The following is a 12308-nucleotide window of genomic DNA, read 5'->3' as shown; positions in this document are numbered from 1 at the left end:
GCCATGCCGAGAGCCAGGCCGCGGAACGAGACGCCGCCGGAGCGCGACGACCGCAACTTCGTCGAGCTGCTCCAGGAGCTGCGGGTCACGCAGACCGGCGTGCAAATCCTGTTCGCCTTCCTGCTGACCCTGGCGTTCAGCGCACGTTTCGACGACCTCGACGGCTTCCAGCGCGGCACGTACATCTGCACGCTGCTGCTGGCGATGACCGCGACCGTCCTGTTCACGGCGCCCGCCGCCCTGCACCGGCGGCTGTTCCGGCGCGGCGCGAAGCGCCAGATCGTCGAGGTCTCCTCGGTCCTTGCCACCGTGGGTCTCGGCGTCCTGGCCCTCGCCCTGACCGGGGCCCTGCTGCTGGTCGTGGACGTGGTCCTCGGCCGGGCCGAGGGCGTCGTCACCGCCTGCGGCGCGCTCCTGCTGTGCGGCGCGCTGTGGGGAGCGCTGCCGTATGCGATCAAGCGGCGCGCAGAGCCAGTGCGATATGCCGCGACATCCGCTCCATCGCGCTCGCCTCGGCAAGCTCGAACGCCGGGCGACCGGCCGCCCTCAGCAGAGTGAGCACGCCGAGGACCGCCCCCGAGGGCAGGCGCAGCGGAACGCACAGCAGCGACGCGGTCTCGGTGAGCGCGAGCACCGGCAGCCCGTCGGCGCTCTCGCCGAGTGCGAACATGTCCTCCGGCCGGATCTGAAGGGCCGAGGCGCCCGCCCTGGCCGCCTCGAGTATCAGCGGCGCGTCCGACGGGTCCTGCGCGGCGATGGCCGCGGCGCCGCCGCCGTCCGGGGCCTCCTCGGGCGCGAGCACGGCGGCCCGGCGCAGCGGCCCGCCGCCCGGCTCGGCCCGGTCGGCGATCACCCAGTCCGCGAAGCGGCCGTGCAGCACCCGGCCGGCCCGCTCCAGCGGCGAAGCGCCGTGGCGGCCCTCGTCGAGCAGCGCGGCGGTCATGTCGTCGAGCAGGTCCATCAGGGACACGTGGCTGCTGACCTCGGCCGGGTCCGGCCGCTGGGCGGGCACGGCGGGGGAGGCGGGCGCCGGTGGCCGTCCCGCCGCCCCGGCCAACGGCTGGCACACGGCGAGCACGGCCGTACGCCGGTGCCCCGGCGGGCGGACGGCGGTCAGCGTGACCCACAGCCGGCCGGGGCGTTCCGTCTCGCCGGAGAGGCCGTGCATCAGCTCCACCGCGAGGCTCCGGCTGCCCTCGTGCCGGGCGACGGCCGCGACCTGCCCGCGGAAGGCGGCGCGGCCCTCGTGGTTGAAGGAGGCGGTGATCGACCGGCCCGCCGCATAACCGGCGCGCAAACCGAACAGTTGACTGGCGGCAAAGTTCAGTCGGTTGACGACGCTGTCCCCGTCGAGCAGCAGGACCGGCAGCGGCAACCGCTGGAAGACCGCACGAAGCAATTGGAGCTCCTTGGGGTCGGCGGGCCGCGCGGTCTGCCGCTGCGCGGCGACCAGTTGCTCGTGCCGCGGCCACAGAACATCGGACACGTATTGCAGTTCGAAGAGGGCGGCGTCCAGGGTGGCCGGCCGCGCGCCGTCCGGAAGAGCGCGTGTCGCGCGCAGCTCGGCGACCCGCTTGCGGAAGTCGTTGAGCTCGGCGCCATAATCCTCGGCTTGGACCATGGCGGCACAGTAACCGCATTCCAGTCTGATTATCGAACCCTGCACCGTTTCTGTGAGATGTCCCGGGGCAGGCGACGGCTATGTCCCTGTCACGCGCACCCGCCCCGCCAGGCCAGCCCACGGAAGTCTCCGCCCGCGCGCTGACCAGACTCGCGGAGGAGGCGGTCCAGTGCGCGCCCGGTGCCTGTGGCGCGGCGGCGACCGCGGGGATCGACGGCGGCCAGGAGGCCCCCGCCGCCGTCACCCACCCCGACCTCGCGCCCCTGGTCAGCGTGCAGTTCGAGTCGGGCGTTGGCCCCATCCCCGCCGCGGTGCGCTCGGGCGAGCCCGCCGCGGTCGGCGACCTGCTGGTCGAACGGCGCTGGCCCGACTACCGCGCCGTCGCCCTCCAGGCGGGCGTCCGGTCCAGCGCCACCCTGCCGTTCCGGCACAACGACCTCACCGTCACCGTCACCGTCTGCGGTTTCCGCCCCGGCCTCATGGACGCCAGGACCCACACGGTGGCCTCCCTCATCGGCGACTTCGCCACTCGCACCTTCGCCCGGGACCGCGCCTACGAAAGCGCCCTCACCGAGGTCGACCAGCTCGACACCGCGATGCGCTCGCGGCCCGTCATCGACCAGGCGTGCGGCATCCTCATGCACGTGCTCGGCTGCGACGCGGACACCGCCTTCGACGTGCTGCGCCGCCAGTCCCAGCGCACCAACAGCAAGCTCGCCGATCTCGCCCGGGGCGTCGTGCGCACCAAGGGACACGGCATCGAGGCCGGACTCGCCCGCCTCGCCCCCGGCCGCTGAGCGCATCAGACGCCGCGCGGCGGGTACCCGCAGCACCTCGTTGTGTCCGAGTACCTGTCCCAAGGAGGTGGCGCATGAGCCGGTCCCGGATCGTGATTGTGGGAGCGGGATTCGCCGGGTACCAGGCCGCCAGGTCCCTGTCCCGAACGGTGCGCAAGCACGCCGAGGTCGTGCTGCTCAATCCCACCGACTACTTTCTCTACCTGCCGCTGCTGCCGCAGGTCGCCGCCGGCATCCTGGAGCCGCGCCGGGTCACCGTCTCGCTGACCGGAACGCTGCCGCAGGCCCGCCTGGTCCTCGGCGAGGCGGACGGCGTCGACCTCGACGCGCGGCGCGTCCACTACACGGACCCCGAGGGCAATACCGCCGACCTCGGCTACGACACGCTGATCCTCTCCGTCGGCAGCGTCAGCCGGCTGCTGCCCATCCCCGGTATCGCCGAGCACGCCCGCGGCTTCCGCGGTTTGCCGGAGGCCCTGTACCTGCGGGACCACATCGTGCGGCAGCTGGAGCTGGCCGCGCACACCGAGGACGAGGACGAGCGGCGGGCCCGTTCCACGTTCGTCGTGGTCGGCGCCGGTTACACGGGCACGGAGGTGGCCGCGCACGGCACGCTGTTCGCCGACGCCGTCACCCGCCGGACCCGCGGCCCGCGGGTCACGCCCCGCTGGATGCTGCTCGACATCGCGCCCCGGGTGCTGCCCGAGCTGGACGAACGGCTCTCCCGCACCGCCGACGCGGTGCTGCGCCGCCGCGGCGTCGACGTCCGCACCGGCACCTCGGTGAAGGAGGCGAGGCGCGGCGGCGTGCTGCTCGACGACGGTGAGAGCGTCGACACCCGCAGCCTGATCTGGTGCGTCGGCGTCCGGCCCGACCCGCTCGTCGCCGACATGGGCCTGCCAACCGAACGCGGCCGGCTGGTCGTCGACCGCTACCTGAACGTGCCGGGCCACCCGGAGGTCTTCGCCTGCGGCGACGCCGCGGCGGTGCCCGACCTCACCAAGCCGGGCGAGTTCACGCCCATGACCGCCCAGCACGCCTGGCGGCAGGGCAGGACGGCGGCGCGCAACGTGGCCGCGCACCACGGCCTCGGCGAACGGCGCCCCTACGAGCACCACGACCGCGGCTTCGCCGTCGACCTCGGCGGCGTGCAGGGGGCGGCCAACCCGTTCCATGTCCCGCTGTCGGGACCGCTGGCCGGCGCGGTGACGCGCGGCTACCACCTGCTGGCGATGCCGGGCAACCGGATCAGGGTCGCCGCCGACTGGCTGCTCGAAGCCGCGCTGCCGCGCCAGGCCGTCCAGCTCGGCATGGTTCGCTCCGGCTCCGTACCACTGGACACGGCCTCGCCCGAGCTGGCCCGCACGCCCAGAAGTTGACTGCGCCGCACCACGGCGCCCGCCCGGAGGTTTCCCTCCGGGCGGGCGCTGTCCTTATCGCTCAGCCGCCGCTCGGGGGCGCCCCGCTGATGTCCGCGAGTGCCGAGTCCGGGTCCTGCGCCCGCGCGACGTCGCCGATGCTGACGACCCCGACCATGCCGAGTCCCTCGACCACCGGCAGCCGCCGCACCGCGTGCTCCCGCATCAGGCGGGCGGCCTTCGCCAGGTCGTCGTCCGGCTCCACGCACACCGGGTCCGGGGTGCAGACCGACTGGCAGGAGACGGTGACCGGGTCCAGGCCCTCCGCCACGGCGCGCAGCGTGATGTCGCGGTCGGTGAGCACCCCGAGCAGGACCCCGTCCTGTGCCACCAGCACGTCGCCGATGGCCTGCGCGCGCATCAGCCGCGCCGCCTCCACCAGCGAGGCGTCCGGCCGTACGGCGGCGACCGCCGGCGTCATGACGTCCCGCACCCGCCGGTTCATGGCCGACCGCCTCCCCGCGTGCTCCTCCGCGTTCCGCTGCCCATGGCCTTGCCGCCTCCGGCCTTACCGCCTCGGAAACGGCGCCGGGCGGGGCCCCCGCCCGGCACCTGTGCCTACGCCACGATCCTGTCGCTGTCCCGGTCCCAGTGCCGGTGGCGGGCGATCACGTCCGCGAACGCCGCGGCCACGTCCGTCACCGCGGCGCCGTCCGCGCTGCTCACCACGCCGTGGTCGTCCACCACGCCGTCGCCCTCGCCGGACAGCCGGATGCCGGGCAGGCCGAGACCGCGGACCAGCCCGACGCCCTCGCCGAGCGCCGCCACGCCCTTGCCGTGCTTGAACGCCTCGGCGACGTAATGCCTGGCCAAACCGTCCTCGCCGAGCGTGCCCGCGCTGTCCGCGCCGCCCGGCACGCACACCGCGTCGTACAGCACCGAGGCCATCGTGTTCATGGCCCGGTCCACTTCGACCGTGCCGCCCTCCGCCGCGCGCACCGCGCCGTCGTGCGGCGCCAGCACCTCGGGCACGGCGCCCGCCTCGGACAGCGCGCCGCGCAGCGCCGAGACCTGCTCCTTCGCGACGCCGTCCGCTACCAGGATCGCGACGCGGCGGGTGGCGACGGAGTCCGTCGGGCTGTTGGCCAGGCTCAGGGCCGGTGAGGTCCTGCCGTGGTTGCGGCCGGCCGGCTCGGCGGGCGGCGGCACGCCGATCCCCTCGGCCACGGCGGTGGCCAGGGTGTGATCGATGTGGTTCAGCTGCTCGACGGTGCGCTCGCGGATCTCGCGGTGCGTCGTCTTGCCCAGCTCGAAGCGGTACGCGGCGACGATGTGCTCCTTCTCCCAGTCCGCCATGCTGTTCCAGAACAGCGTGGCCTGGCTGTAGTGCTCGGAGAAGCTCTCGCTGCGCTTGCGGATCTTCACGCCGTCCACCCGCTCCTGGTGGTGCACGTAGGCACCGGCGTCCGGGGACGCGAGTACCGGGCAGCCGCCGGACACCGAGTTCGGCGCGTACGACGATTTGCCCGGGTGGATGCGGTGCTGCCCGTAGCCGTCGCGCTGGTTGTTGCGCACCTGCGCCACCGGCCGGTTCACCGGCAGCTGCTCGAAGTTGGGGCCGCCGAGCCGGATCAGCTGCGTGTCCAGGTAGGAGAAGTTGCGGCCCTGGAGCAGCGGGTCGTTGGTGAAGTCGATGCCCGGCACCACGTGCGCGGTGTGGAAGGCGACCTGCTCGGTCTCGGCGAAGAAGTTGTCCGGGTTCCTGTTCAGCACCATCTTCCCGATGGGCCGCAGCGGCACCGTCTCCTCGGGGATGATCTTCGTCGGGTCCAGCAGGTCGAAGTCGAAGCGGAACTCGTCGTCCTCCGGCACCAGCTGCACCGCGAGCTCGAACTCGGGGTGGTCGCCCTGCTCGATGGCATCCCACAGGTCGCGCCTGTTGTAGTCCGGGTCCTTGCCCGCGATCGTCTGGGCCTCCTCCCACACCAGCGAGTGGGTGCCGAGCACCGGCCGCCAGTGGAACTTCACGAACGTCCCGCGGCCCTCCGCGTTAACGAAGCGGAACGTGTGAACGCCGAAGCCCTGCATCATGCGGTAACTGCGGGGAATCGACCGGTCGGACATCAGCCACATGACCATGTGCATCGATTCCGGCTGGAGCGAGACGAAGTCCCAGAACGTGTCGTGCGCCGACTGCGCCTGCGGGATCTCGTTGTCCGGCTCCGGCTTCACGGCGTGCACGAAGTCGGGGAACTTGATGGCGTCCTGGATGAAGAACACTGGGAAATTGTTCCCGACCAGATCGTAATTGCCCTCGCGCGTATAGAACTTGGTGGCGAACCCGCGGACGTCGCGCACCGTGTCGGCCGAGCCGCGCGACCCTGCCACCGTGGAGAAGCGCACGAACACCGGTGTCTCCCGGTCCTCGCTCTGGAGGAAGTCCGCCTTCGTGTACTCGGCGAGCGACGCGTAGGGGCGGAAGTACCCGTAGGCCCCCGCCCCCCGCGCGTGCACCACCCGTTCCGGTATCCGTTCGTGATCGAAGTGCGTGACCTTCTCGCGGAAGTGGAAGTCCTCCATCAGCGTGGGGCCGCGCTCGCCCGCCGAGAGGGAATTGTCCGTGTCGTCGACGCGCGAACCGAAGTTCGTCGTCAGCGGGCCGTCCTCCGGACGGTCCCGCAGCGGATCGAGTTGTTCCTGTTTGGCGCGCGCCTCGTCCGTGGACATGGGGCTCCCTCCGGTTCAGCCGCTCGAGGTGCGAGAGTGCCTCACCGGTTACCCGTTTACCGCATTGCAAACATCCTCGGGCCCGCCGGTGCGCAGCGTGTCGAGCAGCCCGTCCGCCGGGTCGGGTGCCGTGCCGAGCTCCACCTTGCGGCGCCGCGCGACCGTGCCGCCGCGGTTCAGGCACCACGTCAGCCACACGTCGAGCCGCCGCTCGTCCAGCAGGTCGGCCGGCACGAGCGCGGGCCACCGGCACGCCCTCGCCTGCGCCGTCACCTTCGCGCCGCCCGCCACCGGGTCCACCGCGATCGGCGGGACGCCCGTGCGCAGGCCCAGCACCAGCCCGTGCAGCCGGTCGGTCACCAGCGCGTCGAGCCGCCCCACCACCGAGAGGAACTGGTCCGAGGTGCCGCACAGCAGGCCGTCGCCGCGGTCCAGCCTGCTCTCCAGCACCACCGGCGCGCACCGTGCGCCCGCCAGCCACCGCGTCACCGTCTCCGCCACCGCGCCGTGCATCCTGCGGTCGCCGTACTCCCGCTGCCCCTGCGTCAGCAGCACCCCCACCACCGGCACCGGTGTCCCGCGCGGCGCCCGCAGCGACAGGTCCCGCAGCGGCTCACCGCCCGCCCCGTCCCGCGCGAGCACCCGGTGGAAGCCGGCCACCGCCGGATCGTCCCGGTCGATCACCGAGACGCCGACCGCGATCCGGTGGCAGTGCGCGAACCGTTCGTGCAGCCCCGCGGGCAGCGGCCCGTGCACGGGCCCGCAGACGAAGACCAGCCGCGTGTAGTCCGCCGGCCGCGCCCGTTCCAGGGACAGGCCGCGCGGCTCGAACCGCGGGCTCCACGCCACGTCGTACGGTTCGCCGCCCTCGTCGAGGACCTGCCGCACCCGGTCGAGCGCCAGCACGTCACCCGCCGTCGCCTCGCCGTCGACGAAGCTGAACCACCCCGTAAGCAACGTTCGTCCGCCGTCACTCTGCATTCACGCCGAGTGCCCTGGGCGACCGCCCCGAAACGACCGGCCGCCCCGTATGACCCCTTCATCCCTGTTTGCCGTCGGCTGATGCGGGCACTCGGGACCGCGTGTCTGCCGCCACCGTCGGCGTGGTCATCGCCACCCGGAACCGCGCCACCCGACTCCTCGCCACACTGGACCGGCTCACCGCCCTGCCGGAGCGCCCGCCGATCCTGGTCGTCGACAACGCGTCCGACGACGGCACCCGCGCGCGGCTCGCCGACCGCTTCCCCGAGGTGCACGTCCTCGGCCTGCCCGCCAACCGCGGCGCGCTGGCCCGCAACTACGGCGTCCAGGCTCTCTCCGCCCGCTACATCGCCTTCAGCGACGACGACTCCTGGTGGGCACCGGGATCGCTGGCCGCCGCGGCCGGACTGATGGAGGCCCACCCGCGCCTCGGCCTGCTCGCCGCCCGCACCCTCGTCGGCGAGGCCCGCACGCCCGACCCGCTCAACGACGTGCTCGCCGACTCGCCCGCCCCCGCCCGCGACGGACTGCCCGGGCCCCCGGTCCTCGGCTTCCTCGGCTGCGCCGCCGTCGTCCGCCGCTCCGCGTTCCTCTCCGCCGGCGGCTACCACCCGCTCTTGTTCTTCGGCGCGGAGGAGACCCTCCTCGCCTACGACCTCACCGCCGCCGGCTGGCACGTGTGCTACGCCCCGCAGATCACGGCCGTGCACCAGCCCGCCACCGGCCCGCGGCCCAGCCGCGGCACCCTCGTGCGGCGCAACGAGGTGCTGACCGCCTGGCTGCGCCGCCCCCTGCCGGAGGCCCTGCGCCAGACCTGGCGCCTCGCCCGCGACGCCCCGCGGGAAGGCGCCGCCCGCCACGCGCTCGCCCAACTGCTGCCCCGGCTGCCCGCCGCCGTGCGCGGCCGCCGGCCGCTGCCCGACGACGTGGAGGCCCACGTCCGCCGCCTGGAGCTGTCCCATGCCGCCCGATGACCGCATCTCCGTCGTGATCATCACCCGCGACCGCCGCGGCGAGCTGCTGCACACCCTCGACCGGCTGGCGGCCCTCCCCGAGCAGCCGCCCGTCCTGGTCACCGACAACGGCAGCACCGACGGCACGGCACAGGCCGTGGCCCGCCACCACCCCGCCACCCTGGTCCTGACCCCGGGGGCCAACCTCGGCGCGATCGGCCGCAACCTGGCCGTCCGGCACGTCACCTCCCCCTACACCGCCTTCTGCGACGACGACACCTGGTGGGAACCCGGCTCGCTGACCCGTGCCGCCGACCTCCTGGACGCCCACCGTGAAGTCGCCGCGGTCACCGCGCGCATCGTCGTCGAGCCCGACGGCACCGAGGACCCCATCGTCGAGGAGCTGCGCACCTCGCCGCTGCCGCGCCCCGGCTGGCTGCCCGGGCCCGCCCTCGGCTCGTTCCTCGCCGCCGCGACCGTGCTGCGCACCGACGCCTTCCGCGCGGCGGGCGGCTTCCACCCCCGGCTGTGGCTCGGCGGCGAGGAGGAGCTGCTCGCCGCCGACCTGATGGCCGACGGCTGGTGGCTGATGTTCGACGAGAGCCTGACGATCCACCACGCGCCCTCCGCCGTGCGCGACCCCACCCGCCGCCGCGCCGACGGCATCCGCAACACCCTGTGGTTCACCTGGCTGCGCCGGCCCGCCCGCCCCGCGCTGCGCCGCACCGCGCATCTGCTGCGCACCGTTCCGCACGACCGCACCACGGCCGCGGCCCTGCTGCGCGCCACGGCCGGCCTGCCCTGGGTCCTGCGGGAACGCCGCCCCCTGCCGCCCGAGGTCGACCGCCGGCTGCGCACGCTGGAAGCCGCCCAGCGCGCCTCGAACGCCCGCCGCTACGTGGGCTGACGGCCCCCGGGCGGCAGCGCCGCCACCGCCGCCGCGGCCTCCGCGACGGAGATGCGCAGCAGACGGCGGTCGGGGGCCGGGCCGTGCGGATCTCCCGGGCGCAGGTCGCCCGGCCGGTCCGGATGCCACAGCACGCGGTGCCGCGGCGTGCGCGGCGGGCCCCACAGGCGCGGGGAGACCGGGCCGAACAGCACGACCGAGGGCGTGCCGAGCGCCGTCGCCAGATGCGCCACGCCGGTATCGCCGACCACCACCGCGCGCGCCTGCGCGAGCAGCGCGGCCAGCTTGCAGAACGGCGGCGCGTCGGCGCGCTCGAGCCCTCCCGGGGCCGCCACCCGCCGTGCCAGGTCGCCCTCGCCGGGACCCGAGGTCACCACCACCCGGTGCCCGGCGGCCCGCAGTTCGCGGCCGAGCGCCGCGAAGCGCTCCGCGGGCCAGCGGCGCGCGGGCGCGTCCGCGCCCGGGTGCAGCACCACCGCGCCCGGCGCGGGCGAGGGCAGCTGCGGCGCGGGCAGCCGCACATCCGCCGGGTCGGCGGGCACTCCGTACCAGGACAGCAGCCGGCACCAGCGGTCCCGTTCGTGTTCACCCGCCCGCCACGCGGGGCCCTGCGGGTGCGCGTAGCCGTAGAGCCGCCCCGGGCGCAGCGCGCGCAGCGCGCGCAGGCTCTCCTCGCCGTTGCCGTGCAGGTCGACGGCGTGCTCGGGGAACGGCCCGGCCCACGGGATGTGGCCGGGCACCCCCCGGCCCGGCGCGGTCGCGGGCACCAGACGGTCGACCGCGCCGGTGGCGGCGGCGGCCTCCGCGAGCCAGGCGGGCGCGGCGAGCAGCAGCCGGTGCCCGGGGAACGCGCGGCGCAGTCCGCGCAGCGCGGGCACCGCCGTCAGCAGGTCGCCCAGGCCCAGGGCGCGCAGCACGACCAGCCTGGGCACGGCGCCGGTCATGGCGAGGCGCAGGCGGCGCGGCGCGCCAGCTCCGTCGTGGACCGCCCGTCCAGGTACGGCAGCACCAGCGTCTGGGCGCCCCACTCGCGCAGCGCCGCGGCCTCCGGCAGGTCGCGCACGCTGTAGTCGCCGCCCTTCACCCAGACATCGGGCCGCAGCCGCCGCAGCAGTGCCTCGGGGGTGTCCTCGTCGAACGCGACGACCGCGTCCACGCAGCCGAGCCCGGCCAGCACGCGCGTCCGGTCGGCCGCCGGGTTGAACGGCCGGCCCGGGCCTTTCAGCCGCCGCACCGACGCGTCCGAGTTCACGCACACGATCAGGCAGTCGCCGGTGCGCCGCGCGTTCTCCAGGAACTGCACGTGTCCGGCGTGCAGCAGGTCGAAGCAGCCGCCCGCGGCCACCACCGTCCCGCCCTCGGCCCGCACCGACGCGATCAGGCCCTGCACGTCGCCCGACTCGGCCACCGGGGCGGGCGGCCGGGCGGCGGTCAGGGCCGCCCGCGGGGCGAGCGAGGCCGGGCCGCCCGCCGCGATGAACGCCGAGGCGGCCTCCGTGGCCTGGCCGACGGCCTCGGGCGGCAGGCCCCCGTCGGCCAGCACGGTCGCGGCCGTCGCGGCGAAGCAGTCGCCCGCGCCGCACGGGTCGCCGTCGAGACCGGCCGCGACCGGCACGTACAGCGGATCGTCGCAGTGCGCCCTGGCCAGCACCGCGCCGCGGCAGCCGAGCGTGACGGCGACGGACAGCGCCTCCCAGCGCTCGGCCAGCAGCGCCCCGCGGCGGCTGTGCGCGCGCAGGGAGTCGTCGCCCTCCCGTTCCCGCTCGCCGCAGAACCAGCGCGCCTCCCGCTCGTTCGGCGTGACCAGACGTGCCCCGCCCACCGGGGGGCGCCCGCGCGGGTGCGGGTCCCACACCACCGGCACGCGCCGGGCGGCATCGGCGAGCGCCTGCCGCAGCACCGCGGCCGTGCCCTGCCCGTAGTCGGCCACCAGCACGGCCCGGGCCTCCCGCAGCGCCCGGTGCACGGCCGGCCCTGGTGACCCGGGAACGCCGCCGCCGCGGTCGACGCGCACCAGCGGTTGCCCGTCGGCCAGCACCCGCGACTTCACGGGCAGGCAGCCGTCCAGCGGCAGTTCGGCGAGCCGGACCCCGGGCGGCAGCATCCCGCGCACCGCCTCGCTTGCCGGGTCGGTGCCGAGCGCCGTCACCAGCACCACCTCGCGGCCGTCGCGCGCGGCGAGGGCCGCGGCGAGCCCCGCGCCGCCGGGCCGGCGGCGTTCGCCCGCGACCTCGACGACCGGCACCGGCGCGTCCGGCGCGAGCCGGGCGGCGTCCCCGGCCACGTCCTCGTCCAGCAGCAGATCGCCGACCACCACGATCGGCTGGTGCCCCGTCATGACGCGTCCCCTCGGGTGAGCACGGCGGGCTGGGGCGCGGTGACGGGCCCCGGGCCCGGCAGCGCCTCGTCGAAGCTCTCGCACACCACGTGCAGCGCGACCAGGTGCGCCTCCTGCACGGTGGCCGTGCTCTCCGTGTCGATGCTCAGGACCGCGTCGGCCTGCGCGGCCAGCGGATTGGGCACGGGACCCGTCATCGCCCACACCCGCAGCCCGGCCGCGCGGCCCGCGGTGGCCGCGCCCAGCAGGTTGTCGCTGCTGCCCGAGGTCGACATCAGCATCAGCACGTCCCCGGCCCGCCCGTGGGCGGCGACCTGGCGGGCGAAGATCTCGTCGAAGCCGTAGTCGTTCCCGATGGCCGTGACGCTGGACGTCTCGGCGTGCAGGGAGATCGCGGAGAAGGGCCGGCGCTCCTGGTCGTAGCGGCCGACGAGCTCGGCCGTCAGGTGCTGGGCCTGGGCGGCGCTGCCGCCGTTCCCCGCGCACAGCAGCCGCCCGCCCGCGGGCAGGATGCCCGCCAGGTTCCGGCCCCAGGCGACGGCCTCGCCGAGCCCGTCGTCGCGGAAGCGGTGCAGCGCGTCCTGGAGGGACAGGCAGTGCTCGTGCGCGGTGCGCGATTCTTGCAT

At 75.1% G+C, this 12308-nt stretch carries 12 protein-coding genes; 5 read left to right on the top strand and 7 right to left on the bottom strand.

Annotated elements, in window-relative coordinates; genetic code table 11:
• Nucleotides 1–3 precede the first annotated feature (3 nt).
• Nucleotides 4–558 (top strand): DUF6328 family protein, encoded by a 555-nt coding sequence (locus STBA_RS37035; RefSeq protein ID WP_143659423.1) that lies wholly within the window; start codon nt 4–6, stop codon nt 556–558.
• Here the strand turns inward: STBA_RS37035 and STBA_RS36255 are convergent.
• Nucleotides 455–1621 (bottom strand): PAS domain-containing protein, encoded by a 1167-nt coding sequence (locus STBA_RS36255; RefSeq protein ID WP_077057987.1) that lies wholly within the window; start codon nt 1619–1621, stop codon nt 455–457. The two genes, STBA_RS37035 and STBA_RS36255, sit on opposite strands and share 104 nt — an antisense overlap.
• Before the next feature lie 80 nt (nt 1622–1701).
• On the opposite strand from STBA_RS36255, the gene STBA_RS04540 reads away from it, so the two are divergent.
• Complete coding sequence (locus STBA_RS04540) at nt 1702–2418, top strand: ANTAR domain-containing protein (RefSeq protein ID WP_077057986.1); 717 nt, start codon at nt 1702–1704, stop codon at nt 2416–2418.
• A 74-nt stretch (nt 2419–2492) separates the two neighbouring features.
• Nucleotides 2493–3797 carry an NAD(P)/FAD-dependent oxidoreductase gene (locus tag STBA_RS04535; protein ID WP_077057985.1) on the top strand — a complete coding sequence of 435 codons (1305 nt, stop codon included), beginning with the start codon at nt 2493–2495 and terminating at the stop codon, nt 3795–3797.
• Nucleotides 3798–3858: 61 nt separating this feature from the next.
• Here STBA_RS04535 and STBA_RS04530 read toward each other — a convergent pair whose 3' ends face one another.
• From STBA_RS04530 to STBA_RS04520, 3 genes are all read right to left on the bottom strand, one after another.
• Nucleotides 3859–4281 carry a CBS domain-containing protein gene (locus tag STBA_RS04530; protein WP_077057984.1) on the bottom strand — a complete coding sequence of 141 codons (423 nt, stop codon included), beginning with the start codon at nt 4279–4281 and terminating at the stop codon, nt 3859–3861.
• A gap of 113 nt (nt 4282–4394) precedes the next feature.
• Nucleotides 4395–6503, bottom strand: coding sequence for a catalase (locus tag STBA_RS04525; protein ID WP_077057983.1), 2109 nt, complete (start codon nt 6501–6503; stop codon nt 4395–4397).
• A gap of 48 nt (nt 6504–6551) precedes the next feature.
• The gene (locus STBA_RS04520; RefSeq protein ID WP_077057982.1) at nt 6552–7484 is read right to left on the bottom strand and encodes a polysaccharide pyruvyl transferase family protein; all 933 of its coding nucleotides are present in this window, start codon (nt 7482–7484) and stop codon (nt 6552–6554) included.
• A gap of 101 nt (nt 7485–7585) precedes the next feature.
• Here STBA_RS04520 and STBA_RS04515 point away from each other — a divergent pair, with 101 nt between their 5' ends.
• Together STBA_RS04515 and STBA_RS04510 are read left to right on the top strand one after the other, a co-directional pair.
• Nucleotides 7586–8458, top strand: a complete 873-nt coding sequence (locus tag STBA_RS04515; protein ID WP_077057981.1) for a glycosyltransferase — start codon at nt 7586–7588, stop codon at nt 8456–8458.
• A complete protein-coding gene (locus STBA_RS04510) occupies nt 8445–9344 on the top strand; it encodes a glycosyltransferase (protein ID WP_077057980.1) in 900 nt (299 codons plus the stop codon). Before STBA_RS04515 ends, STBA_RS04510 begins: the two co-directional genes overlap by 14 nt.
• Here the strand turns inward: STBA_RS04510 and STBA_RS04505 are convergent.
• The 3 genes from STBA_RS04505 to STBA_RS04495 are packed head-to-tail and all read right to left on the bottom strand — an operon-like array spanning nt 9332 to nt 12308.
• Nucleotides 9332–10288, bottom strand: coding sequence for a glycosyltransferase family 9 protein (locus STBA_RS04505; RefSeq protein WP_077057979.1), 957 nt, complete (start codon nt 10286–10288; stop codon nt 9332–9334). The genes STBA_RS04510 and STBA_RS04505 overlap by 13 nt on opposite strands.
• Nucleotides 10285–11682 (bottom strand): D-glycero-beta-D-manno-heptose 1-phosphate adenylyltransferase, encoded by a 1398-nt coding sequence (gene rfaE2, locus STBA_RS04500; protein WP_077057978.1) that lies wholly within the window; start codon nt 11680–11682, stop codon nt 10285–10287. Before rfaE2 ends, STBA_RS04505 begins: the two co-directional genes overlap by 4 nt.
• On the bottom strand, nt 11679–12308 hold the full coding sequence (locus tag STBA_RS04495) for an SIS domain-containing protein (RefSeq protein WP_077057977.1): 630 nt from the start codon (nt 12306–12308) through the stop codon (nt 11679–11681). The genes rfaE2 and STBA_RS04495 overlap by 4 nt, the downstream gene beginning before the upstream one ends.

Origin of the sequence: Streptomyces sp. MP131-18, from assembly GCF_001984575.1 — a bacterium.
GTDB lineage: Bacteria > Actinomycetota > Actinomycetes > Streptomycetales > Streptomycetaceae > Streptomyces > Streptomyces johnsoniae.
Note: the sequence above shows the minus strand (reverse complement) of the source record. Positions and strands in the feature narration are given on the sequence as shown.